Origin of the sequence: Streptomyces sp. NPDC006687 (assembly GCF_040636215.1) — a bacterium.
GTDB lineage: Bacteria > Actinomycetota > Actinomycetes > Streptomycetales > Streptomycetaceae > Streptomyces.
This window is the reverse complement of the sequence record NZ_JBEYJJ010000017.1, coordinates 71557-98549: the sequence shown is the minus strand read 5'-3', so window position 1 is coordinate 98549 and position 26993 is coordinate 71557. Positions and strand designations below refer to the sequence as shown.

Sequence of the window (26993 nt, the reverse complement as noted above, 5' to 3'; positions counted from 1 at the left end):
CGTTCTCCTCCGGCTACCGCTGGGAGGTGCCCCCCACTTCAGTCGCCGGCGCGGCTACGGACACGGCGCTACCGCGCCCGCGCCGCAATCGCCGGCGGGGCTGGCTGTAGCCCCGCCGGCGATGGAGGCGCGGGGGTCTGGGGGCGGAGCCCCCAGGGAACGGGCGAAGGGCGGGTAGGGGACCCGCCCCGCGCAGCGCAGGGCCGGCCAGGCCGGCGGCTACACCGTCGACTCGGGGGCGATGCGGCTGCGGACCGCCGACTGGACGTCTTCCTCCTCCGCCGGGTCCGCCGCCAGGCGGCGCAGGCGCGGGGCGACGCGGGCGTCGGCCGTCTCGGCGTGGCGGGCCGCGACCTCGCGGGTGGTCTCCTCGCAGTCCCAGAGGCATTCGACCGCGAAGCCCGCCGCGAAGGTGGGATCGGTGCTGGCCAGGGCCCGGGCGGCGCGGCCGCGCAGGTGGGAGGAGGCCGTCTCGCGGTAGATGTGGCGCAGCACGGGGGCGGCGCAGCCGATGGAGAGCCGGCCAGCGCCGTCCACCAGGGTGAAGAGGCGGCCGGAGTCCGGGCCGCAGCCGCGGACGGTGTCGCGGAGGGCGCCCAGGACCAGGCCGGTGTCCTCGGGGCCGCCACCGGCCGCCAGGAGGGCCGCGGCGGCCGCTCCGAGGGCGTCGGGGCGGTGGACCCACAGCCGGGCGCGTTCGAGGGCCGCGGGGCCGCACATGCGCTCGTAGGCGGCGACGGCGGGTTCGTCGCCGGCGGCTTCGATGAGGTCCAGGACGGCCGGGTTCTCCGGTTCCGCGAGGACCAGGTGGTGCAGGGCGGTGGCCCGGGCGGCCTCGCCCTGGGCTCCGGCGGCGGCCGCGAGGATCGCCGAGCGGTCCTCGGGGGCGGCCACGGCGGCGAGACAGCGCGCGGCGGGCACATGGAGCGGGGTGCCGCGGCGCAGCCCGTCGGCGGCCCAGTCGAAGACGGCCTGGACGCCCCAGCCGGGCCGGGGCCCGCTCGGGTCGAGCTGGCGCTGCCAGCGGTCGAAGGAGCCCTGCTGGCGGGCGGCGCGCAGCCGCGGCCCGTGCGGGGGCAGCTCCTCCCACAGGCTCCACGGGCGGGGCTCGTAGGCGTCGCGGACGGCGGCGGCCAGCCGCGCCTCGCCCTCGGCGGTGGCCGGGAAGCGGGCGAGGACGGGTGCGGCGAGGGAGCGCAGCCCCTCGTCGTCGTCGCGCAGGGCGAGCTCGTCCAGGGCCCAGGCCCAGTTGGCGCCGGAGGCGGCGTAGCGGCGCAGCAGCATGAGCGCGTCGTCGCGGCCGTACGAGGCCAGGTGTCCGAGGACGGACAGGGCGAGGCCCGTGCGGTGGTCCTCCTCGTCGAGGAGGTCGTCCGCGCCGAAGAGGTGGGCCTCGATCTCCCCGAGGGGGCCGTCGAGGTCCAGGTACAGGCGGGCGTAGTACAGCGACCGGTTCTCGACCTGCCAGTCCTGCCGCGGGTCACGGGTCACGCACTGGTTCAGGGCCGCGAGGGCCTCGGTCCGGGGCGCCGCGAGGGCGTGCAGCGTGCCGTCGCCACGACCCCGCTGGAGGAGGCCGAGCAAGGTGCCGCTCGGCGCTATGACTGGTTCGAACATGGGAATGGCCTCAAATCAAGCTGGGGACGCAACCGGGAATCGGGATTCACAGGGCCGCGTAACAGCATGTGAGGACGTCCGCCGTCATGTTCCGCTCGATGTAGACCATTGCCTTCTCACTCTCGTCGGTGCTTCGCGACCGTGCCGGCCGGTGTGGCAGGGGGGTGGGGACACCCGTCGTGTCCAGCCCGGTCCTGCCCGTCCGTCATGTCCGCGAATCGAATCCGACGCCATGATGACCCAGGCGGTTTGTGCACCGCGACCACATTTAAAGGCGTCGTGACCAAGCCGTGAGGTCGCGGACCCGTCCCGGCCCGGGCCGGGCGGGCAAAAAAGCGGATTACTTGGCTCCGAAGAGTTCGAGCAGGTCGGCCTTGTGGAACATGCGGGCCGTGTCCACCGCGGAGGGGGTCCCGGCGTGGGGGTCGGCGCCGCCCGCGAGCAGGGCGCGGATGACGGTCTCCTCGCCCTTGAAGACGGCTCCGGCGAGCGGGGTCTGGCCGCGGTCGTTGGCGCGGTCGGCCTCGGCGCCGCGGGCGAGGAGGGCGGTGACGGCGTCGGCGTGGCCGTGGTAGGCGGCGAGCATGACGAGGGTGTCGCCGCGGTCGTTGGTGAGGTTGGCCGGGACCCCGGCGTCGAGGTAGGCGGCCAGGGTCGCGGTCTCACCCTGGCGGGCGAGGTCGAAGATCTTGGTGGCCAGTTCGATGACGTCCTCGTCGGGTGCGTCCTGGTGCTCGCTCATCGGTCGTACCGCCTTCCGCTCTTCTCGGGTGTCGTCGGCTCACCGCCCGGCGCCGGCCGTCTCGCGCAGGAGTCTGCCCAGGCCGGGCGGGCAAGGGGTGCCCGGCGCTGCGTCCGTACGGGTGAATCGCCAGGGTAGCGCCCGGTCAGGGACATGAGGGGGCCAGGCCGAGGCAAGGATGTCCCCGGCCGGGGCATCCGACACCGTGCGGGGCGCGGGCGCCAGCCGGGAGGGTCCGGTCAAGTGAAAATCCAGAAGATTCACCCGTATGCACCTTTTGTCGCATTGATACTTCCTGTGAGCCTGGAACAACTGATGGTGACCTTCCCGACCGTCCCGCTCTCAGGAGAACTCCCATGGTCCTGTCGATCTCAGGCGTCGTGCTGCTCGGCATCATCTGCTTCCTGTTCTTCAAGAAGGACGGCATGAAGCTCTCGCACGCGTTCGTCTGCTCGCTCTTCGGCTTCTTCCTCGCCGGCTCGGCCATCGCCCCGAGCATCACCGCCAGCACGGCGAGCCTCGCGAGCCTGCTCGGCGGGATCAAGCTCTAGCCCCGCCCCGCCCACCCACCAGGAGACGACCGTGGCCCGGCGCCCACTTCCCCGCATCCTCACCAGTGGCAGCACCTCGCTCGCCCGGGGCCGCGATCTCGCCCGTACGGCGGCCGACAACGCCACGGACGTCCTCCATCCGCTGCTCGTCATCGGGCGGGGGCTGCGCGTCCTGGCGGCGGCGGGCCGCCGGAAGTGGGCCGCGACCCCCAAGGACAAGCGGGGGCCCGCTCTGTTCCTGGGGGCGGCCTGCGTCCTCGTGGTCGCGCTCGTCCCGTACGGGCCGCTCACCGCGCTGCTCGCCCTGATGGCGGCGGCGGGCTGGCACGGGCGCGACCGCACCCCGGTGAAGACCGGGCCCAGCGACGCCGAGACCGACCGGCTGCGCTCCCTGTACGAGGCGCTCGTGCCCTACTTCTCCGCCCCCGAGGACCCGGCCCCGCTCTTCTCCCACGGCGGCGCCTTCGACGACGCCTTCAGCGACTACGCCTTCGACGCCGCGGGCCGCGTCAGCCGGCTCCGGATCCGCTACCCCGCGTACTTCACCGACGGGGAGCCCGCCTCCCGGGCCCGGATCGAGGCCCTGCTGCACGCCAAGTCCGGGCGGGGGCGGGAGTACCTCTTCGACTGGGACGAGGAGGCCAACCGGCTGGAGATGAGCGTCCTGGAGGCGCTGCCCACCGGGATCGCCGCCCAGCCGTTCGTGACCTCGCCCGGCGAGTACGTCCTCGGCTTCACCGACCCCTCCGGGGTGCAGCGCACCCTGCCGGTGCTGGAGGGCGAGGAGCCGCGCGACCTGCCGCCCGTGATCTGGCGCACCGGCCCCGCCTCGGCCGAGCCGCACCTGCTGGCCGTGGGCCAGCCGGGGGCCGGCACCACCACCCTGCTGCGCTCGATCGCCCTCCAGGCCCTGCGCCAGGGCGGCGACGTGATGATCGTCGAGGGCGGCGGCAGCAACGAGTACGCCTGCCTGGCCGGACGCGCGGGGGTGCTCGCCGTCGAGTGCGGGCCGACCGGGGCCCTGGCCACCGTCGAATGGGCGGCGCACGAGACCGAGCGGCGCCTGATCGCCGCCCACCGGGCCCGCGAGGCCGGGCGGCCCGTGCCCGAGGACACCCGGCGCCCGCTGTGGATCCTGCTGGACCGGCCCAGCGTGCTCGCGCACCTGGCGACCGCCGAGGGCCGCCCCGACCCCCTGGCCCAGCTCCAGGTGCCCCTGCGCCACGGCCGGGCCGCGCACGTCACGGTGGTGGTCGCCGAGCACTGCGACCACCTGGAGCTGATCGGCGACGCCGTCTGGCAGCACACCCGCGCCCGGGTCTTCCTCGGGCCCGCCCCCGTCCAGCAGCTCACCGACGTCCTCGGGCTGCCCCCGCACACCACCCCCGCCCCGCAGCTCCCGCCGGGCCGCGGCTACGCCCGGCTCGGCACGGGCCCGGTCCACCGGCTCCAGGTGCCCGCCACCCCGGACCCGTACGACGACGCCACCCACCCCGCGCACCGGCACGCCGTACTGGAGCTGCTGCCCGAGCGGCAGACGGCGGCGGACGGCCCGGGCGGCGGCGAGGCCGCACCGGCTCCCGCCGGGCCCCTCAAGGACCAGCCGCCGGCGCAGGGCGGCGCGGTCGGCGCCGAGGAGCTCCCGGAGGTCCCGGCCGAGGCCCCGTAGCGGCGGATCAGGCCACGAACGTGCGCGGCGGCTCCGCCCCGCCGCCCGCCCCCGTACCGACCAGGCGGGCCGCCGCCGCCAGCCGCGCGGCGGCTTCGTCGGCCACCGGCCCGCCGACCGTGAACGGCAGCCGGACGTACCCCTCGAAGGCCCCGTCCACCCCGAACCGGGGCCCCGAGGGGACGCGGACGCCGACCCGCTCCCCCACCTCCGCCAGCCGCGACCCGGACAGCCCGCCCGCCCGGGCCCACAGGGTGAGCCCGCCGCCCGGCACCTCGAACTCCCAGTCGGGCAGCTCCCTGCGCACCGCCGTCACCAGGGCGTCCCGGTTCTCCCGGGCCTGCGCGCGGCGCATCCCGACGGCCTCCTCCCAGCCCCCGGTGCGCATCAGCCAGTTCACCGCGAGCTGCTCCAGCACCGGGGTGCCGAGGTCGGCGTAGGCGCGGGCCGCGACCAGGCTGCGGATCACGTCGGGGGCCGCGCGGACCCAGCCGATCCGCATGCCCGCCCAGAACGCCTTGCTGGCCGAGCCCACGGTGATCACCGTGGAGCCGGCCGGGTCGAAGGAGCAGACCGGGCGGGGCATGGCCGGCTCGGGGTCGAGCTGGAGCTCGGCCATGGTCTCGTCGGCGATCAGCACCGTGCCGGCGGAGCGGGCGGCCTCGACCATGGCGCGGCGCTGCTCCTCGGAGGCCAGGGCTCCGGTCGGGTTGTGGAAGTCGGCGACCACGTACGCCAGGCGCGGGGCCGAGTCGCGCAGGACCTGGCGCCAGACGTCCATGTCCCAGCCGCTCAGCCCGCTCGCCATGGCCACGGGCACCAGGCGGACCCCGGCGGCGCGCATCAGCTGGAGGATGTTGGCGTAGGAGGGGGACTCGACGGCGATCCGCTCGCCGCGGCCGGCGAAGAGGCTGCAGATGGCGTCTATGGCCCCCATGGCCCCGGTGGTGACCATGATCTGCTCGGGCATGGTGGGGATGCCGTGCTCGGTGTAGCGGTCGGCGAGCATCCGCCGCAGGGCGGGCAGGCCGGCCGGGTAGTCGCCGTGGGTGTGCGCGTACGGCGGGAGTTCCTCCAGGGCGCCCTGGACGGACTTGGTCAGCCAGGGCTCGGGCGCCGGGAGGGCCGCGCAGCCGAGATCGATCATGGAGCCGAGGGACTCGGGCGGGAGCGGTTCCAGGCCCCGGGCCGGGATCGGGTTCCCGGCGGGTACGGAGGTCCAGCTGCCGGCGCCCCGGCGGGACTCCAGGAAGCCCTCGCCGCGCAGGGCCTCGTAGGCGGCCGCGACGGTGGTACGGCTGAGGGAGAGGGCGACGGCCAGTTCCCGCTCGGCGGGCAGCCGCGCCCCGACGGGGACCCGGCCCTCCAGGACGAGCAGCCGGATGCCGTCGGCGAGCGTGCGGTAGGCGGGCGACTTGCGGGCTCCGGTCACGGCGGGCCGCCCCTGCTGGGAGGTGATCAGCCGGGCGAGCTGCGCGGTGCCGACCGCTGAGGTCCACTGAGCCATGGCGTCCGGTCCACCTTCCTCGGATTGGCCTCGGCCGACGGGGGCCGGGGCCGGGATTGGATTGGCTGCGCGCCGCCAGGGTGTCATGGCCGGGTCCACCCGGGCCAGGTGGGGGCGCTGTCGTCCCGGCCGGGCGGGGTCGTTCACCGCCCGTCCATCCGGCCACTCCCGCCCCAGCAGGCCCAGCGTGCATACTGCGCCGGTGACTGACGTACGCCATCGCCACCCCTATCTGGACCACCCGGCCCCGATCCCCTTCGCCCACCGGGGCGGGGCCGCGGACGGGCTGGAGAACACCGCCGCCGCCTTCCGCAGGGCGGCCGGCGCGGGCTACCGGTACTTCGAGACCGATGTGCACGCCACCGCCGACGGAAAACTGGTGGCCTTCCACGACGCCACCCTGGACCGGGTCACCGACGCCACGGGCCGGATCCGGGAGCTGCCGTGGAGCCGGGTGCGCGAGGCGCGGGTGGCCGGCAGCGAGCCGCTGCCGCTGTTCGAGGAGCTGCTGGAGGAGTTCCCGGACGCCCGCTGGAACGTGGACGTGAAGGACGAGTCCGCCCTGCACCCGCTGGTGAACCTGATCGCGCGGGCCGGGATCTGGGACCGGGTCTGCGTGGGCTCCTTCTCGGAGAGCCGGGTGGCGCGGGCCCAGAAGATCGCCGGCCCCCGGCTGGCGACCTCGTACGGGGTGCGGGGCGTGCTGGGGCTGCGCCTGCGGTCCTGGGCGATCCCCGCGGCGCTGCGGGCGGGGGCGGTGGCGGCCCAGGTGCCGGAGAGCCAGGGCGGGATCCGGGTGGTCGACCGGCGCTTCGTACGGACCGCGCACGAGCGGGGGCTTCAGGTGCACGTCTGGACCGTGAACGAACCGGAACGTATGGAGGGTCTCCTCGACCTGGGTGTCGATGGCATCATGACCGACCGGATCGACATCTTGCGCACGGTGCTGGACCGGCGCGGGGCCTGGGCCTGAGCGGCCCGCGGGCCCCCGCGCCCGGTCGCGGGGGCCGGCGTCCTACGGGGAACACGAGGGGGCGCTCATGACCGAGCGTACGGAAAACGAAGCGGAATCCGGCGCGGAGGGCGGCAGAGCCGCCGCCGAGACGGCCGCGGCGCGCAGGCGCGAACAGCACGGCTGGTACTTCTACGACTTCGCGTGCTCGGTGTACTCGACGAGCGTGCTGACGGTGTTCCTCGGCCCGTACCTGACGGCGGTGGCCAAGGCCGCGGCCGATGCCGAGGGCTACGTCCACCCGCTGGGCGTCCCGGTGCGGGCCGGGTCGTTCTTCGCCTACACGGTGTCCCTGTCGGTGATCCTCGCGGTGCTGGTCATGCCGCTGGCGGGCGCGGCGGCGGACCGGACCGGCCGCAAGAAGCCGCTGCTGGCGGCGGCCGCGTACACGGGTGCGGCGGCGACCGCCGGGATGTTCTTCCTGGACGGGGACCGCTACCTGCTGGGCGGGGTCCTGCTGGTCGTCGCGAACGCCTCGCTGGCGGTCTCGATGGTGCTCTACAACGCCTTCCTGCCGCAGATCTCCACTCCGGACGAGCGGGACACCGTCTCCTCGCGGGGCTGGGCCTTCGGCTACACCTCGGGCGCGTTCGTGCTGGTGCTGAACCTGGTGCTCTTCCAGGGGCACGACTCCTTCGGCCTCTCCGAGAGCGCGGCGGTGCGGATCTGCCTGGCTTCGGCGGGCCTGTGGTGGGGGGCCTTCGCGGTGATCCCGCTGCGCCGTCTGCGCGACCGGGCGGTGGTCCGGGAGGCGGGTGCCGCCCCGGCCGTGAGCGGCTGGCGGCAGCTGGTGGCCACGCTCAAGGACATGCGGCGCTACCCGCTGACCCTGTCGTTCCTGCTGGCCTACCTGGTCTACAACGACGGCGTCCAGACGGTGATCTCCCAGGCGTCGGTCTACGGCTCGGAGGAGCTGGAGCTGGAGCAGTCCACGCTGATCGTGGCCGTGCTGCTGGTGCAGGTCCTGGCGGTGGTCGGGGCGCTGGCGATGGGCCGGCTGGCGGTCGCCTACGGGGCGAAGCGGACGATTCTCGGCTCGCTGGCGGCGTGGGGGCTGACCCTGGGGGCGGGGTACTTCCTGCCGGCCAGGACCCCGGTGTGGTTCTTCGCACTCGCGGCGATGATCGGGCTGGTGCTGGGCGGCAGCCAGGCGCTGTCGCGTTCGCTGTTCTCGCACCTGGTGCCCGCGGGCAAGGAGGCCGAGTACTTCTCGGCGTACGAGATGAGCGACCGGGGGCTGAGCTGGGTGGGACCGCTGGTCTTCGGGCTGACGTACCAGGTCACGGGCAGCTACCGGGACGCGATCATCTCGCTGGTGGTCTTCTTCGCACTGGGTTTCGCCCTGCTCGCGCGAGTGCCGGTGCGGCGTGCGGTGGAGGCGGCGGGCAATCCTGTTCCGGTACGCGTCTGAGGCGGGACCGGGCCCGGATCCGTGAACGAGTTCCGAACGAATTTCGCCGTGGCGGCGATCGGCCGGTAGTGTACGCCTTTGGCCTGCCAGGGGGACCGTTACTGCGCGTTCACTGCCTAGAGACGTTGGGTGACATCTGCTGCCAGATGTGACAAAACGGGCACTGGTGGGTACAACAAGGGGCGGCACGACGGGCGACGCATTGACCCGGAGCGGGAATCTATACCGCCGACCGGACGTTGACCGGATGACGACGACAGCGACACCTGTCCTGTGGGCGACAAGCCCGGGAGGCACGATTCATGAGTGAGCGAGCTCTCCGCGGTACGCGGCTCGTGGTTACCAGCTACGAGACGGACCGCGGCATCGATCTGGCCCCGCGCCAGGCGGTGGAGTACGCATGCCAGAACGGACATCGATTCGAGATGCCGTTCTCGGTAGAGGCGGAGATTCCGCCGGAGTGGGAGTGCAAGGCGTGCGGCGCCATGGCACTCCTGGTGGACGGGGACGGGCCCGAAGAGAAGAAGGGCAAGCCTGCGCGAACGCACTGGGACATGCTCATGGAGCGACGCACCCGCGAGGAGCTGGAGGAGGTGCTGGCCGAACGGCTGGCCGTCCTGCGTTCCGGCGCCATGAACATCGCCGTGCATCCGCGGGACAGCCGCAAGTCCGCCTGATCCGCGAGGCACGGAGCACAAGCCGAGGGGCCCCGCCACTGATGTGGCGGGGCCCCTCGGCTTGGTGCGTCCAGCCCGTCGTTGTTGTTCTCACCGCGCCAGCGGCGGGCGGTGGCCGGTGTCCGGGCCGCTTTCCCCGGCCGGGGAGCCGTCCTCGCGGATCACCTCGCCCGGGACCACCTTGCCGTCGGGGAAGTGGATCCGGGCCTGCGTGTACGCGTCGCCGAAGCCTCCCGGGGCGGCGGTCATCCTCCGCTCCAGCGTGCGCCCGGCCCGGCGGGCGGCGAAGGCGCGGACCGGAGGCAGCAGCAGGAGCAGCCCGGCCACGTCGGACAGCAGCCCGGGCAGGATCAGCAGCAGCCCGGCCAGCATGGTCATACCGTTGCCCGAGCCCCGGCCGGGCGGAGGCGCCGAGGGCATCGCGCCGGCCGCCGCCTGCTCCTGCGCCTGCTGGAAGGTCCGCGTGAGGTTCTTGAAGGCCCGTCGCCCCGCGCGCTTGATGACCACCACGCCCAGGACGAGCCCGCCCGCGAGCAGCGCGGCCACGGTGAACCCGCCGGCCGCTCCGGCGACCAGGCTCAGCAGCCAGATCTCCAGGATCAGCCAGGCGGCGACCGCCAGGGGGAGGAACGTACGGGCGGACGAACGCCGCCGGGGGGCTGTGGGTCTGCCGGTCCTCGACGAACCAGTGCCGGTACTCATACCACCCAGTGTGCCCGGGCCCGGATAAAAGCGGCCTCAGCCGGAGGTACCGGGCACCCCCTAAGGGACGGGGCTCAGGAAGGACGCCTGCCCAGGAGCTTGGCGGCGCGCTCCCCCAGGCCCCACTGGGTGACCCGCCACAGGGCCTCCACCACGATGTCCTTGCTCATCTTGCTGTCGCCGAGCTCGCGCTCCACGAAGGTGATCGGCACCTCCACCACGCGGAAGCCCTTGCGGACCGCCCGGCGGGCCAGGTCCACCTGGAAGCAGTAGCCGGCCGAGGCGACCTCCTCCAGGCCGAGCCCCTCCAGGGTCTCGCGGCGGAAGGCGCGGAAGCCGCCGGTGACGTCGCGGATGGGGACGTCCAGCATCAGCCGGGAGTAGGTGGAGCCGCCGCGGGAGAGGAACTCACGGCTCTTGGGCCAGTTCACGACCCGGCCGCCCGGCACCCAGCGCGAGCCGAGGACCAGGTCCGCCCCGGCCAGGGCGGTGAGCAGGCGGGGCAGCTCCTCCGGCTGGTGGGAGCCGTCGGCGTCCATCTCCACGAGGACCCCGTAGCCGTGCTCCAGGCCCCAGGCGAAGCCGGCCAGGTAGGCGGCGCCGAGGCCCTCCTTGCCCTTGCGGTGCAGGACGTGGACCTGCTCGTCCCCGGCCGCGAGCTCGTCGGCGAGCTTGCCGGTGCCGTCGGGGCTGTTGTCGTCCGCGACGAGGACGTGCGCCTCGGGCACCGCCGTACGGACCCGGCCCACGATCCGGCTGATGTTCTCCGCCTCGTTGTAGGTCGGAATGATCACCAGCGTGGTGCCGAGCGGCCCTGAGGTCCGCTGTCCGCCGTTGCTCACCGGTTCCCCTTGGGTCTCTTTCGCCGAGTCGGTCCGCTGCGGACCGCCCTCGTCCAGCACATCGCAGCAGGATGATTTTAGAACAGCGATCGGGCCCGGCGGTCCTTCGGTCCGGACCCCGGGCCCGCTGGCTGCGGGCCTCCGTGACCGTTGTCTACTGGAGCGCCGGGCGCGATCGGGTGCCACCGCCGCCCCAGCGAAACCTTCCCCCCGCCCCCGAGGCTCGGGTGCGGTGGGCGGTCGGCTCCCTCCGGTCCGGCGTCCTGCTGGTGGACCCGGGCGAACCTATCCGGGCGGGGCCCCCGGGGCCGAGCCGATGGCGGCTGGATCACCCCTGTGGCCGTACGAATACCTCCCGGCCGCCCACGACCGTCTTCAGGCACACGGGCAGCTCGCGGCCCGGGCTGAGGTCCGGCAGGCCGGGGGTGCCCGAGCGGGGGTCGGTGGACCAGCGGGCCACCCGGTCGTCGGGGGCCTGCACCACGAGCTCGCCGGTCTGCCAGACCGCGTAGTCGGCGGGCGCGCCGGGGACGAGGATGCCCGCGTCGTCCCGGCCGAGCGCCCGCCAGCCGCCCCGGGTGTGCGCCGTGAAGGCGGCCCGGACCGAGATCCGGTGCTCGGGGGTGCTGTGGAAGGCGGCGGCGCGGACGGTGCCCCAGGGGTCGAGCGGGGTCACCGGGGCGTCGGAGCCGAAGGCCAGCGGCACGCCCGCCTTGAGCATCGCCGCGTACGGGTTGAGGGTGCGGGCCCGGTCGGCGCCGAGCCGGTCGGCGTACATGCCGTCCTCGCCTCCCCAGGCGGCGTCGAAGGCGGGCTGCACGGAGGCGGTCAGGCCGAGCTCCGCGAAGGCGGCGATGGTGCGCGGGGTCATCATCTCGGCGTGCTCGACCCGGTGCCGGGCGGCCCGGACACGGTCCAGGCCCACCTTCTCGGCGGCGGCGCGGACGCCTTCCACCACGGCGGTGAGGGCCGCGTCGCCGATGGCGTGGAACCCGGCCTGGAGCCCCGCCTCGGTGCAGGCCGCCACGTGCCGGGCGATCTCGTCGGCGTCCAGGTAGCCGGTGCCGGTGTGCGCGGCGTCGGCGTACGGGGCGTGCAGGCAGGCGGTGTGCGAGCCGAGGGCGCCGTCCACGAACAGGTCGCCGGCGGCTCCCACCGCGCCCAGCTCGCGGGCGAGGTCCAGGTCGCGGTCGGCCCAGTAGCCGTGGACGCGCGGGCCGGGGTGTTCGGCGGCCAGGGCCAGCAGGCCGGAGAAGTCCTCGGCGGAGGAGATCTCCGGCCCGCCGCACTCGTGGACGGAGCCGATGCCGAGGGAGGCGGCCCGGTCCAGGGCGGCCCGCTGGGCCTCGGCGCGCTGGGCGGGGGTGAGGGCGGCGAGCGCGGCGCGGCGGACGGCGTGGTGGTCGTCCTTGGTGAGGGGCTCGTCGCCGCGCGGGTGGACGGCCGGGACCAGGTCCAGGAGGGCCGTGGTGACCACCGCCGAGTGGACGTCGATCCGGCTCAGGTAGAGCGGGCGGCCCCCGGCCGCCTCGTCGAGCTCGGCCCGGCGCGGGGCCCGGCGCTCGGGCCAGCGGGCGGCGTCCCAGCCGTGGCCGAGGAGCACCCGGTCGGCGGGGCGGCGCGCGGCGTGGGCGCGGACGAGGTCCAGGGCCTCGGCGAGGGAGCGTGCGGTGGTGAGGTCGAGGCCGGTGAGGGCCAGGCCCGTGGAGGTGGCGTGGACGTGCGCGTCGGTGAAGGCGGGGGTGACGAGCGCCCCGCCGAGGTCGACGACCTCGTCCACGCCCGGGGCGAAGGCGTCGGCGGCGCCTTCGGAGCCGACCCAGGCGATGTGGCCGCGTTCGACGACCATCGCCGTCGCGAAGGGGTCGGCGGGGCTGTGCACCTCGCCTCCGCGCAGGAGGACGGTGCGGGTGGGCGCGTCGGCGCCCGGTGCGGGGGCGGTGCGGTCGGTCATGGGGTCAGTCTCGCCCCTGGGGAGGGCGGGGCAGGAATTCAGACCCGGGGCGGGCGGGCCTCGTAGGGGGTGGAGAGGACCACCGTCGTACGGGTGGAGACGTGCGCCAGGGCCCGCAGGCGGCCCAGGAGGTCCTCCAGTTCCAGGGGGGTCGCCACGCGCACCTTGAGGATGTAGTTCTCGTCGCCCGCGACGCTGTGGCACGCCTCGATCTCGGGTACGCCCGCCAGCCGGTCCGCGATGTCGTCCGGCGCGCTCGGGTCGAACGGCTTGACGGAGATGAAGGCCGTGAGCGGCAGCCCGACGGCCTCGGGGTCCACCACGGCCGCGTAGCCGCGGATGACTCCGCGCTGTTCCAGGCGGCGTACTCGCTGGTGGACCGCCGACGTGGACAGGCCGGTGGCCTTGCCCAGGTCCGTGTAGCTCATCCGCCCGTCCCGTACGAGCAGATCCACGATCTGGCGGTCCAGCTCCTCCATTGCGCTCATAGCCGCTCAACCTAAGGCCCAGGACCGCTCCAGGCACAGCGGTGTCCACGCAGAAGGGGCACCTGCGGCGGGCATGTGACGAAAGCCACAGGCATGTACGGGCGTACACCCCGCTCTTGTGGTTACGCGTGCCGCGCGGCGGGAAGTGCTTGCTGTGGCCGTGGCTGAAGAACCTTGCCCGCCCGGCCCACCCAAGGGGGAGTACATCCATGCTGAACACCAAGCGCGCCGGTCGCACCGAACCGGAGCCCCTGGAACCGCTTTCCGCCGAGTACGCGGACGACGACGACTACCTCGAACCCGCCGGCGCCGGTGACTTCGAGGTCCACCACGCGGTCTGCCCCGACTGCGGGCAGTCGATCGCCCTGGTCGAGGACGAGGAGCGGCTCCCGGAGCACGCCCTGTGCCTGACCCCGTGGAACCCGTTCGGGCTCACCGTGTGCGCGGGTACGGGCCGGCCGGTTTCGGACGCGCTGGCGACGGTGGGCGTGCTCCCGTCGGAGCAGCCGGAGCTGGAGCCCGTCGTACACCTGACGCTGCCGCAGGGACTGGACTGGCGGACGCAGCCCTTCTCGCACGTCGGCGGTCCGGGCTCGCGTCCGGTGCGGGTGGCGGCCGCGGTGGTGCCGCCGCAGGAGCGCGAGCACGCGCAGGCAGCCTGAGCTGCGCTTCCTCCGCTACCAGTAGGTCCCCTGCACCATGGCCGCCAGGCTGGCGTGGTGCAGGATGAGGCCGTCCGGGTCGGCGGGGACCTCGACCTCTCCGAAATACGCCTGCCGGTAGGCGATGCGCAGCATCACGATGCCGTGCCGCAGGGCGGCGTAGAGGGTGTGGAACTCCATGTCGCGCGGGGTGTGCCCGGTGAGTTCGGCGTACCGGCGCTCCAGGTCCTCGCGGCGCAGGAAGTCCGGCAGGCCCGGCTGGCCGAAGCCCACGGTCAGGTCCTGGAAGAAGCGGTGCAGGTAGACGGTCCAGCCGAGATCGACCTCGCGCGGGGCGTAGGCGGCCATCTCCCAGTCGAGGACCGCCGCGGGCCGGAAACCGTCGTAGACGATGTTGCCGATGCGGGCGTCGCCCCAGGCGAGGACCGGGTCGCCCTCGTCGGCCGGCCAGAGTTCCTCCAGCCGGTCGAAGGCGCGCTCCAGGAGGGGCGAGCGGGCCAGCCCGTCCACCACCCAGGCGTAGTACTCGCGCTGAGCCTCGACGTGCCGGCGCAGCGGGCTGCCCTCGCCCGGCGGGAGCAGGAACGCGGCCTCCTTCGCCGGGAACTGGTCGTGCAGGCGGGCGAGGAGGGAGATGCTCGCCTCCTGGAGCTCGGCGCGTTCGGCGTCGGTCGCGGAGTGCAGCCAGTTGCCCTCGTAGGTGTAGGGCATGACGTCGGGCGGTACGCGGCCCTCGGCGCGGGCCATCACGAAGAACGGCGCGCCCAGCGGGGCCGGGTCCTCCTCCAGCCAGAGCACGCGGGGGACGGGGACGTCGGTGTGCTCGGCGACCAGGGACATCACGCGGTGCTGGCGGGGCATGTCGTAGGCGGGGAAGACGGTGTAGGCGGCCGGGTCGGCGGCCAGGCGCAGGGCGCAGCCGCGGACGGGGGCGTCGGGGTGCTCGACGTCGAAGAGCAGGGTCTCGCTGGACATGCCGTTGGAGCCGGGCACGCGCGTGCCGGTGGCCTTCGCGCCGGGCAGCCGGCGGTCGAGCCAGGCGGTGAGGCGCCGGCCGAGTTCCTCGGGCTCGCGGGTGGAGGTACGGGGGCGGGGCGGCGTCATGCGGTGCTCCTCGGCGTGGTGGCTTCCGGGCGGGGGCGGGTCAGGGGGCGACGGAGGTGTAGTCGGTGAAGCCGCTGGGGTCGTGGCGGCCGAAACTGCCGTGTTCGAAGATCCCGAAGCCGGTGCGGCCGTCGAGGGTGAAGCGGGCCGAGTGGTCGGTGACCCCGAAGGCGGCCATGGGGTGGGCGGCGGGGTCGGAGAGGTCGTAGGCGCGGCGGTCGGTCCAGCCGCGGCCCTGCCAGGTGCCGTGCTGCCAGTCGGCGGCGGGCGGGTAGCCGGCCCCCACGGCGAGCGGGGAGGAGTTCAGGATCTCCACGCCGAGTTCGAGGAGCTTGCGGGAGGGGTCGGTGAGGTGGACGACGGCGCTCTCGGGGTGGCGGCTGCCGGGGCGGTAGCGGATCTCGGTGTGGGGCCAGCCGAGCTGGACGTCGGGGCGGCCGCTTCCCTCGGGGAAGACCTGGACGGCCTCGCTCAGGGTGCGGTGGCCGTCGGCGTCCTCCTGGGCGATGACCATCAGGAAGCGGTCCTCGAAGCGGACGGGGATCCAGAGCCAGTGGAAGCCCTCGGGGCGCAGCTCCTCGGCGGCGCGGCCGCCGTCCTCGCCGGGTATCGGGCGCACCCCCCAGCTGCGGTCCCGGGTACCGGTCCACTCCCCCGGGGCCAGGGTGAACTCCTCGCCGCGGGCCCGGACGGTACCGGTGACGTGCCCGGCCTGGACGAAGCGGCGGCCCTCCAGCATGAGGCGGTCGCCGCGGCGCTGGATGTGGTGGGGCTCCCAGACGGCGGGGAAGGCGGCGGTCCAGGTGACGTCGTACGAGAGCCCGAGCGGGTCCCCGGGGTCGGGGTCGCAGTGGAGGGTGAGCCGCTTGAGGGGGACGTCGACGGTGATCGACAGGGGGCCGACCGAGAGGTTCATCCGGTCGTCGGTGAGGGCGTCGGAGGCACGGACCGCGAGGAGCTCGTCGCCGAGGCGCAGGGTGGCGTAGGCGTCGATGACCCCGGCGTTGGGGTAGACGCCGAGGCCGAGGACGAGGACGGCGCGACCGGCGTGGTCGAAGACGTGGAAAATGCTGCGGTCGTAGGCGTTGCGGTCGCCCGTGACCAGGTGCTTCATCGACAGTGGGGCCTGGTGGACGGGGTACTCGTCGAGGGGCACGGGACGGTCGGCGGGCATGACGAACCTCCGGGGCACGGGTACCGGCACGGCGCCGGCCGAGCGGATATGACGGTACGTCAGATTCGCCGCCCCCGACCAGAGTCCCGGCACACCCTGCCACCCCGACACCCTTGGCCACCGGGCGGAACCGACACGTCACGGCGGGCCGTGCGGGGGCGGGGGTGCGGGTGGGGACGGCAGGCGGGCGAGACGGCGCGGACGGGCGGGAGGGTGCGGCAGATGCGGCGTGCGCCGGCGCGGGAGAGCCGAGGGGCCTGAGGGTGGGCCCGGGCGCGGCGGGGCGGCAAGCGCCGGCGCCGAGGGGACCGGCAGACGCGGCGGATGCGGCGTGCGCCAGCGCGGGAGAGCCGAGGGACCTGGGGGTGGGCCCGGGAGAGCCAGGCGCGGCGGGGCGGCAGGCGCCGGCGCCGAGGGGGCCGGCAAGCCCGGCAAGCGCAGGCACCGGAGGACCGGCGGGCGCAGGTGTGGGAGCCGTGGCGGGCGTGCTTCCGGGGCGGCTCGGTACTCCGCACCCCCACCTGTACCCGGGCGGCCCGACGGGGCACGGCGGTCGGCGGCGGCAAGCGCAGAAGCCGCAGGACCGGCGGGCGTGTACCCGGGGGGCACGGCGGTCGGCGGCGACAGGCGCAGGCGCCGGAAGGCCGACGGGCGCGGGGCGGCCGACTGGCTCCGGGCGGCCGGCTGGCTCGGACGCGGGCGGCGGGGCGGGGCGCGGCGGCGGGGCGGGGCGCGGGCGGCGGGGCGGGGCGCGGGCGCTGGTGGTCGGCGGGGGTGGTGGGCTCGGACGCGGGACGGGTCGAACGGATGGGCGCGGGCGGGGAGGGGTTACCCGCGCTCCGCATGCCGCGTTGGCGGGGCATGACCACTCTCGAAACGCCCTCCCCCAGGGCGGGGCACAGGCGCCGCCCCACCCTGCCGGGCTACGAAGAATCGGTTCAGCAGGTCACGCGCGAGAGGCCCCGGCCGGGGCCGCCGGGCTACCGGGGCCATCCAGACCCGCCGATCTACACCGCCCTGCTCGCCCGCTGGGCATTCGACGGCCGGACGCTGCCGGGCCGGCGCGACCCGGAGTGGTCCCGGATCGCCTCCGCCCCGATCTGGCCGTCCGGCCCCCTCTACGGCGGCTGAGGGCTCACGCCGTGCGAGCGGTTCACCGACTTTCGTGTCACTACCCGCGATTACGTCACGGGGCCTCGGGGGCGGGTCGGGCCTTGAGCCGGGCTCGATAGGCGCGCGAGCGGCAGGGCGCCGAGCAGTAGCGCGGCGGCCGCCCCGCCCGCTGGACGGCGGCTACAGGAAGCGGACGATCACAGCCCGGGCAACAGGCCGGCCCACCGGTCTTGGCCGTGGACCCGGCCCCGGTATCGGTCCCGGCTCCGGTATCGGTCCCGGTCCCGGCCGTGGTCTCGGCCCCGGCCTCAGCCACGGCCCCGACCCCGGCCCCCGCCTCAGCCACGGTCCGCGACTTGGGCACGGTACCGGCCCTCGCCCCGGTATCGGCCCCGGTCCGCGACTGGGGCACGGTACCGGCCCTCGCCCCGGTATCGGCCTCGGTCCCGACTCCGGCCCCCGCCCCGGTCTCAGCCACAGCCCCGACCCCCGCTCCCGCCTCAGCCGCGGTCCGTGACTCGGCTCCAACCCCGGTCTTGGTCCCGGTCTCGGTCCCAGTCCCGGATTCGGCCCCGGCCTCGGTTCCGGATCTCGCGGGGCGTTCCCGGCGTCGGGTCTCCGGACGGGTGGCTTCGGGCGGGGAGGGGGGTAGCGGCGGGGTCGGGTGGGTGGTCAGGCCGTGGCGTTCGGCTATCGCGCCCGCCTGGAAGCGGCTGTGGGCGCCGAGACCTTCCAGGAGTTCCGAGACGTGGCGGCGGCAGGTCCGCAGGGAGACCCCCAGCCGCCGGGCGATGGACTCGTCCTTGAGCCCCTTGGCCAGCAGCACCAGGATGCTCCGCTTCATGGCCTCCGAGACGCCGTGGGCCGCCTGGGGACCCGTCGCGAAGGGGGCGGCATTCGCCCAGTCCCGCTGGAAGACGTCCAGGAGGTACCCGATCAGGTCGGGCTCGCGGATGACCAGCGCTCCACCGGACCGGGCGGGCAGCAGGGCCAGCCGGCCGTCGACCAGGATCATCTGCGGGAGCACCTCGGGCAGCGTGCGGATCTCGGCACCGGCCGCCACGAGTCTCTCGGCGTGCTCCCGGGTCGGCTGGTCGAACCGGGTGGCGTGCTGGTAGAGGCTGCGCATCCGCACCCCCCGGGCGAGCAGGGCCAGGTCCCGCGGCAGCGCCTCGCGCAGGGCGGCCGGGGGGAAGGAGCCTCCGTGCTTGGAGACCAGGACCTCGCTGCGGCAGGTGTCGATGACCTCGGTGAGCAGCGCGCGGACCGCGAACTGGTCCGGGAGGTGGTCGATGGTCCCCTCGGGAAAGGCGTCCCGGCGGGCCTGGAGGTAGACGGGGACGAGCGCGTTGAATCCGTCGCGCTGCCGCTGGAGTCCCTCGCGCCGCTCCCGCAGGGACGCCTCCTGGGCCCGTAACTCGGTCTCCTTCTCGGCGAGGACGCGGGCGCCCGCCGACTGCGGGCTGACGGCCCGCCAGCCCAACTCCGCTTCCCCTTCACCGCCGTCGGCGCCGGACAGGGGCTGGAAGAGGCACAGGTCGCAGAGTCGCGCGACCGCCTCGCGGCAGGCGTCCTCGCTCAGGCCGGTCTCGGCCGCGGCGCGCGGCAGCGTCGCGGGGGCGAGCCGCCCGTGCACGAGGGTCCACCGGTACAACAGGGCCGCCGGTTCATCGATACGGGGCACGCCTGATTCGCCGTCAGCGTCCACGGTCATCGCATACCTCCTAAAGATGCATGGCATACACATGATCCCTTCCATGCCTGCCGGGGGCCAGCGGCCCCTGGCAGAGTCGTCCTCGTCGCCGGCGGACAGCCGGAACCGGCGGAAGCGGCGGCGCCGGCCTCCGCCTGGAGCCGTGGAAACCCCTGCCTGACCGAGGAGTTGGCATGATCGTGAACACCCTGCGTGTGACGGCGGGACTGGCCGCCGGAGTCGGCCTGTGGCTGGGCGGCGCCGCCGTCAGCGCAGACGGCGGCGCCACGGCGGACGGTGCCTCCGGTTCCGGTACCCGGGCCGTGGCGACGGCCGCCCAGGCCGACGGGCGGGGCACGGGGCACGGCAGGGGCGACGGGCACGGCAGGGGCGACGGGCACCACGGCGACCACGACCACTGCCCCGTGACCACGGCCTGGGGCGACGCGCTCTGCCCCGGCAAGCCGTTGAACTAGTCGAACCAGGGGTGGCCGGCGGATCAGGGCCGGACAGCCCGCCCCGGGCCCGGCCCTGATCCGCCGGACACCCCCTGAACCCCCCTGGACCCCCCGGGAGACCGGGCGCGGGGGCGGCGGGCTCCATCCGCCGTCGGTTGGGTGGATGCGGGCCCGACCCAGTCTCCCTCCCCTCTTCTCCCTCCCCTCCCCGAGCCCGGCACCGCCGCGGCGCGATGAGGCATGCCCGAAAGGAATCCGTATGAGATCAGCCACCGCCGCCACGACCCGGCGCCGCGGCCTCGCCGCCGCCGTCTGCGCGGCCACCGTCCTGCTGCTCGGCGCCGGCGGCGCCGCGACCGCCCAGGCGGCCACGCCCGGCTACCGGGTGCCGGGCGGGACGTACGCGTCCTTCTCCCAGTGCGTCCAGGCCGGCTCGCTGAGCGTCGCGCTCGGCCTGTACAGCCGCTACGAGTGCAACCCGGCCTGGGACGGCAACGAGTACCAGCTGTTCTACGTCAGCTGATCCGCCCCGCCTGACCCCGCTCACGACACGAAGGGACACACCCCATGCAGCCGACCCGTTCCCGGGCCCGGTGGGCCGCCGCGCTCACCGCCACCGCCGCTCTGGCGGCGGGTGCCACCGCTCTCGCCCCGTCCGCCCAGGCCGCCCCGGCCGCCCCGGCCGCTGGCCCGTCGCCCGTCGCGGCGTCCTCGGCCCGCAGCACGGACGTCGTCTTCAGCAACAGCACCAGCCAGCACCTGACCCGCGTCAGCTCCTCCCTGCCGCACGGCTGCTGGAACAACGACGCCCTGCCCCCGGACTACATCGCCAAGGGGATCACCACCTCCTGGGGCAGCCGCTCGTGCGGGATGCTCACCGGGACGGAGGGATACACCACCTACCGGGTCACGGCGACCGGTCAGCAGATAAAGATCCACTGGAACAATCCGTACGCCGGCTCCAACAGCTACGCCTGCGAGGTGCCGGCCGGCTACTCCTGCTCCCGCTCCGGCGGGGGCGGCGACAACGCCACCGCCACCTTCACACTGACCGGCGGCCCTGCGGCGCTGTCGGCCAAGGCCGCTTCGGCGGGGATGAAGGCCCAGGCCGCCCGCAGCACCGCCGTCCGGGTCGTCAACAACAGCGGCACCCTGCTCGCCAGGACCGGAGCGGGGCTGTCCCACGGCATCTGGACCGGCAACAGCCTTCCCCCGTCGCTGATCGACCCGGGCGCCTCCGCCACGTGGGAGAGCGAGTCGGAGGGCGTCATGACCGGCACCGAGGGCTACGCGAACTACACGATGGCGGGCGGCGGCACGGTCTCCATCCGCTGGGACAACCCCTTCTCCGGCAGCAACAAGTACCAGTGCCAGGTGCCCGCGCCGCACCGCTGCACCACCTCGGGCGGGGGCGGCGACAACGCGTACGTCACCTTCGCCGTGAACTGATGCCGGCGCCCGCTGCGATCCCGCCCGACGACCGCCCCCTCGTACGGAGGACTCCCATGCGCAAGACCCTTCCCGCCGCCGTGCTCGGCCTCGCCCTCCTCGCCGCCGCGGCCCCCGCCCAGGCCGCCACCGAGGCACCGCCCGCCCTGGCCGCCGCCCAGCCCCCGGCGATCCAGCAGGTACAGCAGCTCCACTGGAACCTCAGCGGCAACCAGCGCGAGGCCGCTGCCGAGTACACCCGCTTCATCCGCTCGCTGCACGAGACCGGCACCATCCTGCGGGGCCAGGGCAACCGCACCGTCTGGCAGACCCGCGCGAGCAACGACGTCATCGAGGTGGTCGTCGCGCTGCCCGGGGAGCGTCGGCTCAGCCTCTACGTGACGGCCCGGGACCTGTACCTGCGCGGTTTCGCGGTCACCGGGGGCGGCGGTCTCGTCTTCCAGTTCACCGATCCGGAATACAACCTCGGCCAGGTACTCGGCCGCAACGCGACCAATCTCGGCTACAGCGGCAGCTACGGCAACAGCAACGGCAACCAGGGCCTGGAGGTGGGCGACGCCAACAACAGGCGTCTGCAGATCAGCCTGGCCGGGCTCCAGGGCCATCTGCAGACGCTGTGGCGGCACGCGGACAACGGCGACCAGAACCGGGACGCCGTGCGGCGCGCCCTCGTCCACACGATCGCCGCGGTCGGCGAGGGGACCCGCTACCGCAACATCGAGGGCACCGTGCGCAGCGGGATCGCCTCGTCCTCCACCATCACCTCGCAGGAGGCCCAGGAGGAGAACGACTGGGGTGACGGCTCCCAGTACATGCTCAACGAGACGGCCCGCCCGGGCTCGGGCGGCTCGTTCACCCTCGGCGGCGTCACCCTCCGGGGTTTCAACGAGATGGCCGAGTTGGTCTCGATGGTCAAGCGGCCGGGATGACGGCGGCCTGATGGCACGAGGGGGCCGCGCCGGCCGGGAGCCGGCGCGGCCCCCTCGCCGTCAGCGGGTCTCGGGGCCGGCCAGGTGGCGGGCGATGACCATGCGCTGGATCTGGTTGGTGCCCTCCACGATCTGGAGCACCTTCGCCTCGCGCATCAGGCGCTCCACCGGGAAGTCCGCGGTGTAGCCGTAGCCGCCGAGGATCTGGACCGCGTCCGTGGTGACGGCCATCGCCGCGTCCGTGCAGAACAGCTTGGCCATCGCCGCCTGGCGGGAGAACGGCTTGCCCGCGTCGCGCAGCCGGGCGGCGGCGAGGTAGAGGGCCCGGCCCGCCTCGATCTTGGTCGCCATGTCGGCCAGCATGAACCGCAGCCCCTGGAAGTCGGCGATCGGGTGCCCGAACTGCTTGCGGCCCTGCGCGTACGAGACGGCCTCGTCCAGCGCGGCCTGGGCGACGCCGATGGCGCAGGCGGCGATGCCGAGGCGGCCCGCGTCGAGGGCGGCCAGCGCGATGGTGAAGCCCTGCCCCTCCTCGCCGATCCGCCGGGAGTCGGGGACGCGGACGCCGTCGAAGTGCATCTGGGCGGTGGGCGAGCCCTTCATGCCCATCTTCTTCTCCGGGACGGCGGCCGTGAGGCCCTCCGCGTCACCGGGCACGAGGAAGGCGGTGATGCCCTTGGCGCCGGCGGCGCCGGTACGGGCGAGGACGGTGTAGAAGTCGGCGACCCCGCCGTGGGTGATCCACGCCTTGGTGCCGGTGATCACCCAGTGGTCGCCGTCGCGCACCGCCTTGGTGGTGAGCGAGGCGGCGTCCGAGCCGGAGGCCGGCTCGGAGAGGCAGTAGGCGCCGAGCAGCCCGCCGCCGAGCATGTCGGGCAGGTGGGCGGCGCGCTGCTCCTTGGTGCCGTAGCTGGCCAGGCCGTGACAGGCCAGGGAGTGCACGCTGACGCCGAGGCCGACGGTCAGACGGGCGGCCGCGAGCTCCTCCAGGACCTGGAGGTAGACCTCGTACGGCTGCTCACCGCCGCCGAACTCTCCCGCGTACGGCAGGCCCAGCAGCCCGGACTCGGACAGCAGGGTGAAGACCTCGCGCGGGAAGCGCCCGGCGTCCTCCTCCTCGGCGGCCTTGGGGCGGACCTCCCGCTGGGCGATCTCGCGCACGAGCGCGAGCAGGTCCCGGGACTCCTCGGTGGGCAGCTGACGGTCCACCGGCTGCGGGGCGCGGTCGGTCATGGCGGCGCTCATCTCCCTCATCGGGCACGGCGGCGACGCGTGAGGTGTGGTACGCGCCGCCGGATCTCGGTGCTCTCACAGCCGATGCTGCCCTCCCGGGTCGCGGAAGGGCTCGAACAGCGGCTGCGGCGGCTTGAGTATGCCCGATCAGGCGCTTTACGTCACCGGTACAGGATTGCCATGATCATCCGGGGTGCTCGAAGCCTCCTCGGGGGAGACCGGAGGAGCGGGACATCCCGGGACGAGCTCCTCGATCACGGTGAAGGTCGCCCGCAGCTGGCGTACGAGGAGACCCGCGAGCGCGGCGCGGTCCGGCCGGTCCCCGGCGCCGGGTGAGCCGGTCCAGTCGAGGGTGGCGCCCTCGACCCCGGAGAGCCAGCCGACGAGGGCGAGCCGGGCCAGCGGCGGGAGGGTGCGGCGCCCGTAGGCCCCCTCGGCGATGGCGGCCAGGAGCTCCTCGCGGACGGCGTCGCGTATCGCGAGCACTTCGGCGTCGGAGCCGACCCCGCCGGTGACGATCGTGCGGTAGGCGGCCTGGTGGTGCTCGGCGTAGTGGAGGTAGCCGTCGACGGTGCGGCGCAGCCGTTCGGCGCCGGGCAGGTCGGGCTCGCCGGTGGCGCGGGCGAGGAGCTGGGCGACGGAGTCCTCGACGATGGCGAGGTAGTAGCCGCGCTTGCTCGTGAAGTAGTAGTAGACGAGCCCCTTGGCGACGCCCGCCTGCTGGGCGATGTCGTCCATGCAGAGGGCGTCGTAGGGGGTGTCGGCGAACAACTTCCGTCCGACGGCTATGAGTTCGGCTCTGCGGAGCTGCGATCGGGTGCTCGCGCCGCGCTGTTGACTTTGGTTCAAACCGGGCCCTGGCCTCGAAGCGTCACACTGTCTGCCACAGGATTTCCCGCAGTGTACGGGAGGGTCCTGGAGGGGCGGCGGGGGCGTCCCCGGCGGCGGGGCGGGGGGCTAGAGCCAGCCGAGCTGGGTGACGAACATGGCCACGACGACCACCAGGGTCCAGCCGAGCACGTGCTCCAGCCAGGAGGAATCCCTGGGGCCGCCGGTCGCGACCAGGCGCCGGGCACGGGCGCGGGCGGTGAGGGCGGCGGTGTGTGCGGTCATGCCGTCCAATGTGCCAGCGTTCGCCCCGTTCGCGGTATATGGCAACGGTCACACACCGCCGGGCCCCGGCCGGCTCCGCTGGTGCGGAGGGGCGGCCGGGGCCCGGCGGTGGCGGGACGTGCGTCCCGGTCAGGCGGTCGGCGTCCTCGGGCGTCCGCCCATGGCCACCATGGCCAGGCCGAGGCACAGGGCGACCGCGCCGGTGATGACGTTGCTGACGACACTGCGGGTGGTGTCCATCGCACCGGCCATGACCCAGGGGGCCACGACGGTCCAGGCGCCGATCGCGACCGCGGTCCAGGCCATCGCGTGCGTACGTTCGTACGCCGAGCCCAGGCCGCCCATGCACAGGCAGAAGGCCGCGCCGGCGATGAGGTTGTTGATGGCCAGCGGGGTCAGCGCGCTGAACCCGGCGATCCACGCCGAAGCCGCCAGGTACAAGCCCGTGATCAGGGCCATGGCCTCGACGGCCTGGGCGGCGGGAGTGGCCGTCACCCGCTCGAACCGAGTCCGCATTTCGGCGAGGTCCGGGTGGTGTTCGATGCTCGAATGGGTGGGGTGCGTGGTCATGGTGGGCTGCCTCCTGTGAGAAGCCTTACACGGACCTTATGCCCAGATTCAACCGTTTAATCCGACTTCGGGAAGGTTCTCCTGTTTTTCCTCACAGCACCCCGACCGTCCGCAGCGCCGCGGTCTGGGCCTGCGTGGGCCGGGCCGGGGCGTAGAGGTAGCAGACGCCTCCGCTGCCCGGAACGGTCTTGCCCTCGGCGTTGTGGCGCTTGGTCCGCAGCCAGATGTTCTCCCACTCCCGGCGCCGGTAGACCCGGCGGACGGCGGCGTCGTGCGGCGAGTTCGGGTCGTTGGCGATGACGTCCCCGGCGGCGGTGAAGCCGACCACGGCCATCAGGTGGCCCGCGGTCCCGTAGCCCGCGCCGGTCAGCTCCTCGCGGAGGAAGGACTGGGAGGTGATGGCCGGGATACCGGCGGCCACCAGGGTCTCCAGGTCGTTGAGGGAGCGGAGCCGGGTGACCACGCCGGCCAGGTCGCGGTAGGTGGCGGCGTAGGCGGCGTTGAAGGGCCAGTTGCCGCACCCCTGGTAGGCGGCGTCGTAGGTCGAGCGGGCCGCGTGGCAGACCTGGGGGTCGGCGTAGCCCGGGTCCACCCAGGCCAGGTCGGCGGCGCTGGGTGTGCGGCCCCAGTACTCGATGACCATCTGGGAGGAGGTGGGGCTGCACCATGCCTCGCCGCCGTTGTCGTACTCGGGGTACTGGCCGGTGTGCACCTCCTGGGAGTAGCGCGGCACCCTCAGCTCGTGGGCCCTGCCCGAGGGGACGGAGGCGGGGACGGTGAACCGGTCCGGGACGGCGGAGGCCATCGCCCCGGCCAGCCACACCGTGGGCCCGGCGGCGGCGCCCGGCCTGCGGTAGAGGGTCAGGCGCAGCTGCCAGTGCGTGATCCGTACGCCGGCCGCCGCGGACGGGCCGTCCACGGCGACGGTGTCGGTCCATACCGTGGTCCGGCCGTCGGCCTGGCCCTCGACCGAGGTACGGCGGATGTCCCCGTCCCCGGCCGCCCAACGGCCCATCACGTACCAGGGGCCGACCGTGCCGTCGGGGTAGGTGACGCGCAGCTCGGTCTGGATCCAGCTGCCGGCGGGGGTGCGGGCGTTCCAGGAGGCGATGGCCTCGGTGGCGGGGACGGTGGAGCGGTGCACCGGGGAGGTCCAGGTGGCGTACTCCCAGGCGGACGTGCGGTCGGTGTGCGGGTCGGTGTACTCGGTGCGGCCGGCGGGCGTCGCGATCTCCAGGCCGGGGCGGGCGCCGTCGACGGCGGTGGTGCCGTGGTGGGTGCCGGCCCGCCAGTGGGCGTGGGAGTACCAGAACCGGTTGTCCACCGTCCCGCCCGCCGCGGCGGAGGCCCCGGTGGCGGCGGAGGCCCGGGCGCCGGCGGGCAGGGCGGCCGCGGTGGCGGCGGCGAGGGCGACGGCCAGCAGGGCCCGGCGCGGGGTGGGTGCGGTCATCGGCGTGCTCCCCCAGGAGGTCGGTACGGCGGATCGTCCCGCCCACCCTTCCAGTTCCCGAGGGGCAGGACGCTGAAGCCGGGGCCCGTGTCGGAACGGGTACCGCCGCCCGGAAACAGGCCGGGCCCGGCACCCCCTAGGCTGGGCGGGTGGATGCACCGGCCTCACTGGAGACCCTCGCGCGCGAGCTCGCCGCGCTGCCGCCCTCCCTCGGGCCCGTCCGGGTCGTCGGGGTCGACGGGCACGCCGGGTCGGGCAAGAGCACCTTCGCCGACCGGCTGGCGGCGGCCCTGGGCGAGGCGCCCGTGCTCCACCTCGACGACGTGGCCAGCCACGCCGAGCTGTTCGGCTGGTGGGGCCGGCTGCGCGCCCAGGTGCTGGAGCCGCTGGCCGCCGGGCGGCCCGCGCGCTGGAGCCCGTACGACTGGACCGCGCGCCGGTTCGGCCCCGAGCGGGTACTGGAGCCGGCGCCGGTGCTGATCATCGAGGGCGTCGGGGCCGGGCTGCGGGCGCTGCGCCCGCATCTGGCGCGGCTGCTGTGGATGGAGACCCCGCGGGAGACCTCCTGGGGGCGGGGACGGAGGCGGGACGGGCGCGAACTCTCCGCCTTCTGGGACGGATGGGAGCGCGCGGAGCTCGCGCACTTCGCGGATGACCCTTCGCGCCCCTTCGCGCACACGCTGGTGCGCCAGAGGGGTACGGGATACGAGTGGACTTCCGAGGTTTCTGCGACGCCCGGAGCGCCCTCCACGATCACCGACGGTGACGGGCTCCCCCGGGCCTGAGCCCTTCCGCTCGACGGACGCCGGAGGGCTTCCCCGAGCCGCTTGACCCGGGCCCGGATGCGGCCTTACGTTCTGAATGCGCGGTCTG

27 protein-coding genes are annotated in these 26993 nt (G+C 74.4%); 12 read left to right on the top strand and 15 right to left on the bottom strand.

Going from position 1 to position 26993, the window contains the following annotated elements; translation table 11 throughout:
* Positions 1-219: 219 nt before the first annotated feature.
* Together ABZ716_RS20925 and ABZ716_RS20920 are read right to left on the bottom strand one after the other, a co-directional pair.
* On the bottom strand, positions 220-1617 hold the full coding sequence (locus ABZ716_RS20925; RefSeq protein ID WP_358960731.1) for a HEAT repeat domain-containing protein: 1398 nt from the start codon (positions 1615-1617) through the stop codon (positions 220-222).
* Positions 1618-1957: 340 nt separating this feature from the next.
* Positions 1958-2359 carry an ankyrin repeat domain-containing protein gene (locus tag ABZ716_RS20920; protein ID WP_351892575.1) on the bottom strand — a complete coding sequence of 134 codons (402 nt, stop codon included), beginning with the start codon at positions 2357-2359 and terminating at the stop codon, positions 1958-1960.
* Between the two features lie 356 nt (positions 2360-2715).
* Between ABZ716_RS20920 and ABZ716_RS20915 the strand changes: the two genes are divergently transcribed.
* Together ABZ716_RS20915 and ABZ716_RS20910 are read left to right on the top strand one after the other, a co-directional pair.
* Positions 2716-2910, top strand: coding sequence for a hypothetical protein (locus ABZ716_RS20915; RefSeq protein WP_030706611.1), 195 nt, complete (start codon positions 2716-2718; stop codon positions 2908-2910).
* A gap of 31 nt (positions 2911-2941) precedes the next feature.
* Positions 2942-4579 carry an ATP-binding protein gene (locus ABZ716_RS20910; RefSeq protein WP_358960728.1) on the top strand — a complete coding sequence of 546 codons (1638 nt, stop codon included), beginning with the start codon at positions 2942-2944 and terminating at the stop codon, positions 4577-4579.
* A gap of 7 nt (positions 4580-4586) precedes the next feature.
* Here the strand turns inward: ABZ716_RS20910 and ABZ716_RS20905 are convergent, their stop codons facing one another.
* On the bottom strand, positions 4587-6086 hold the full coding sequence (locus ABZ716_RS20905) for a PLP-dependent aminotransferase family protein (RefSeq protein WP_358960725.1): 1500 nt from the start codon (positions 6084-6086) through the stop codon (positions 4587-4589).
* A gap of 202 nt (positions 6087-6288) precedes the next feature.
* Here ABZ716_RS20905 and ABZ716_RS20900 point away from each other — a divergent pair, with 202 nt between their 5' ends.
* The 3 genes from ABZ716_RS20900 (at position 6289) to ABZ716_RS20890 (ending at position 9186) form a co-directional block, all read left to right on the top strand.
* A complete protein-coding gene (locus tag ABZ716_RS20900; protein ID WP_358813442.1) occupies positions 6289-7059 on the top strand; it encodes a glycerophosphodiester phosphodiesterase family protein in 771 nt (256 codons plus the stop codon).
* A gap of 67 nt (positions 7060-7126) precedes the next feature.
* Positions 7127-8509, top strand: a complete 1383-nt coding sequence (locus tag ABZ716_RS20895) for an MFS transporter (RefSeq protein WP_358960722.1) — start codon at positions 7127-7129, stop codon at positions 8507-8509.
* A 302-nt stretch (positions 8510-8811) separates the two neighbouring features.
* On the top strand, positions 8812-9186 hold the full coding sequence (locus ABZ716_RS20890) for an RNA polymerase-binding protein RbpA (protein WP_007262928.1): 375 nt from the start codon (positions 8812-8814) through the stop codon (positions 9184-9186).
* Positions 9187-9276: 90 nt separating this feature from the next.
* On the opposite strand, the gene fxsA is transcribed toward ABZ716_RS20890, so the two are convergent.
* The 4 genes from fxsA to ABZ716_RS20870 form a co-directional block, all read right to left on the bottom strand.
* Positions 9277-9888 (bottom strand): FxsA family membrane protein, encoded by a 612-nt coding sequence (gene fxsA, locus ABZ716_RS20885; RefSeq protein WP_358813440.1) that lies wholly within the window; start codon positions 9886-9888, stop codon positions 9277-9279.
* A 74-nt stretch (positions 9889-9962) separates the two neighbouring features.
* Complete coding sequence (locus ABZ716_RS20880) at positions 9963-10730, bottom strand: polyprenol monophosphomannose synthase (RefSeq protein WP_351888526.1); 768 nt, start codon at positions 10728-10730, stop codon at positions 9963-9965.
* A gap of 328 nt (positions 10731-11058) precedes the next feature.
* Positions 11059-12684: an amidohydrolase gene (locus tag ABZ716_RS20875; protein WP_358960713.1), complete on the bottom strand. Its 1626-nt coding sequence runs from the start codon at positions 12682-12684 to the stop codon at positions 11059-11061.
* 38 nt (positions 12685-12722) lie between these two features.
* Positions 12723-13163: an Lrp/AsnC family transcriptional regulator gene (locus ABZ716_RS20870; RefSeq protein WP_030011705.1), complete on the bottom strand. Its 441-nt coding sequence runs from the start codon at positions 13161-13163 to the stop codon at positions 12723-12725.
* A 218-nt stretch (positions 13164-13381) separates the two neighbouring features.
* On the opposite strand from ABZ716_RS20870, the gene ABZ716_RS20865 reads away from it, so the two are divergent.
* The gene (locus ABZ716_RS20865; RefSeq protein ID WP_358813437.1) at positions 13382-13834 is read left to right on the top strand and encodes a hypothetical protein; all 453 of its coding nucleotides are present in this window, start codon (positions 13382-13384) and stop codon (positions 13832-13834) included.
* 15 nt (positions 13835-13849) lie between these two features.
* Here ABZ716_RS20865 and ABZ716_RS20860 read toward each other — a convergent pair whose 3' ends face one another.
* Both ABZ716_RS20860 and ABZ716_RS20855 read right to left on the bottom strand, forming a co-directional pair.
* Positions 13850-14938 (bottom strand): phosphotransferase family protein, encoded by a 1089-nt coding sequence (locus tag ABZ716_RS20860; protein WP_358960710.1) that lies wholly within the window; start codon positions 14936-14938, stop codon positions 13850-13852.
* A gap of 40 nt (positions 14939-14978) precedes the next feature.
* Entirely contained in the window at positions 14979-16112 is a 1134-nt protein-coding gene (locus ABZ716_RS20855; protein WP_358960707.1) for a hypothetical protein, read from the bottom strand.
* Positions 16113-16973: 861 nt separating this feature from the next.
* On the opposite strand from ABZ716_RS20855, the gene ABZ716_RS20850 reads away from it, so the two are divergent.
* The gene (locus tag ABZ716_RS20850) at positions 16974-17243 is read left to right on the top strand and encodes a hypothetical protein (RefSeq protein WP_358960705.1); all 270 of its coding nucleotides are present in this window, start codon (positions 16974-16976) and stop codon (positions 17241-17243) included.
* 55 nt (positions 17244-17298) lie between these two features.
* Here ABZ716_RS20850 and ABZ716_RS20845 read toward each other — a convergent pair whose 3' ends face one another.
* Positions 17299-18939 carry a LuxR C-terminal-related transcriptional regulator gene (locus ABZ716_RS20845; protein WP_358960702.1) on the bottom strand — a complete coding sequence of 547 codons (1641 nt, stop codon included), beginning with the start codon at positions 18937-18939 and terminating at the stop codon, positions 17299-17301.
* A 173-nt stretch (positions 18940-19112) separates the two neighbouring features.
* Between ABZ716_RS20845 and ABZ716_RS20840 the strand changes: the two genes are divergently transcribed.
* The 4 genes from ABZ716_RS20840 to ABZ716_RS20825 all read left to right on the top strand — a co-directional run bounded on the left by ABZ716_RS20840 (position 19113) and on the right by ABZ716_RS20825 (position 21754).
* Positions 19113-19394: a hypothetical protein gene (locus tag ABZ716_RS20840; RefSeq protein ID WP_358960699.1), complete on the top strand. Its 282-nt coding sequence runs from the start codon at positions 19113-19115 to the stop codon at positions 19392-19394.
* 241 nt (positions 19395-19635) lie between these two features.
* Positions 19636-19899 carry a hypothetical protein gene (locus ABZ716_RS20835; protein ID WP_358813431.1) on the top strand — a complete coding sequence of 88 codons (264 nt, stop codon included), beginning with the start codon at positions 19636-19638 and terminating at the stop codon, positions 19897-19899.
* Positions 19900-19943: 44 nt separating this feature from the next.
* Positions 19944-20825, top strand: coding sequence for a Crystal protein ET79 (locus ABZ716_RS20830; protein ID WP_358960696.1), 882 nt, complete (start codon positions 19944-19946; stop codon positions 20823-20825).
* A gap of 56 nt (positions 20826-20881) precedes the next feature.
* Complete coding sequence (locus ABZ716_RS20825; protein ID WP_358960693.1) at positions 20882-21754, top strand: ribosome-inactivating family protein; 873 nt, start codon at positions 20882-20884, stop codon at positions 21752-21754.
* Positions 21755-21814: 60 nt separating this feature from the next.
* Here ABZ716_RS20825 and ABZ716_RS20820 read toward each other — a convergent pair whose 3' ends face one another.
* The 5 genes from ABZ716_RS20820 to ABZ716_RS20800 all read right to left on the bottom strand — a co-directional run bounded on the left by ABZ716_RS20820 (position 21815) and on the right by ABZ716_RS20800 (position 26120).
* The gene (locus ABZ716_RS20820) at positions 21815-22987 is read right to left on the bottom strand and encodes an acyl-CoA dehydrogenase family protein (protein ID WP_358960690.1); all 1173 of its coding nucleotides are present in this window, start codon (positions 22985-22987) and stop codon (positions 21815-21817) included.
* 156 nt (positions 22988-23143) lie between these two features.
* A complete protein-coding gene (locus tag ABZ716_RS20815; protein ID WP_358960687.1) occupies positions 23144-23836 on the bottom strand; it encodes a TetR/AcrR family transcriptional regulator in 693 nt (230 codons plus the stop codon).
* Positions 23837-23944: 108 nt separating this feature from the next.
* Positions 23945-24100: an SCO1431 family membrane protein gene (locus ABZ716_RS20810; RefSeq protein WP_358813427.1), complete on the bottom strand. Its 156-nt coding sequence runs from the start codon at positions 24098-24100 to the stop codon at positions 23945-23947.
* 129 nt (positions 24101-24229) lie between these two features.
* A complete protein-coding gene (locus ABZ716_RS20805; RefSeq protein ID WP_358813426.1) occupies positions 24230-24670 on the bottom strand; it encodes an SPW repeat protein in 441 nt (146 codons plus the stop codon).
* A gap of 91 nt (positions 24671-24761) precedes the next feature.
* Positions 24762-26120: a C39 family peptidase gene (locus ABZ716_RS20800; RefSeq protein WP_358960684.1), complete on the bottom strand. Its 1359-nt coding sequence runs from the start codon at positions 26118-26120 to the stop codon at positions 24762-24764.
* Between the two features lie 167 nt (positions 26121-26287).
* Between ABZ716_RS20800 and ABZ716_RS20795 the strand changes: the two genes are divergently transcribed.
* Positions 26288-26905: a hypothetical protein gene (locus ABZ716_RS20795; RefSeq protein WP_358960762.1), complete on the top strand. Its 618-nt coding sequence runs from the start codon at positions 26288-26290 to the stop codon at positions 26903-26905.
* The last annotated feature ends 88 nt before the right edge of the window (positions 26906-26993 follow it).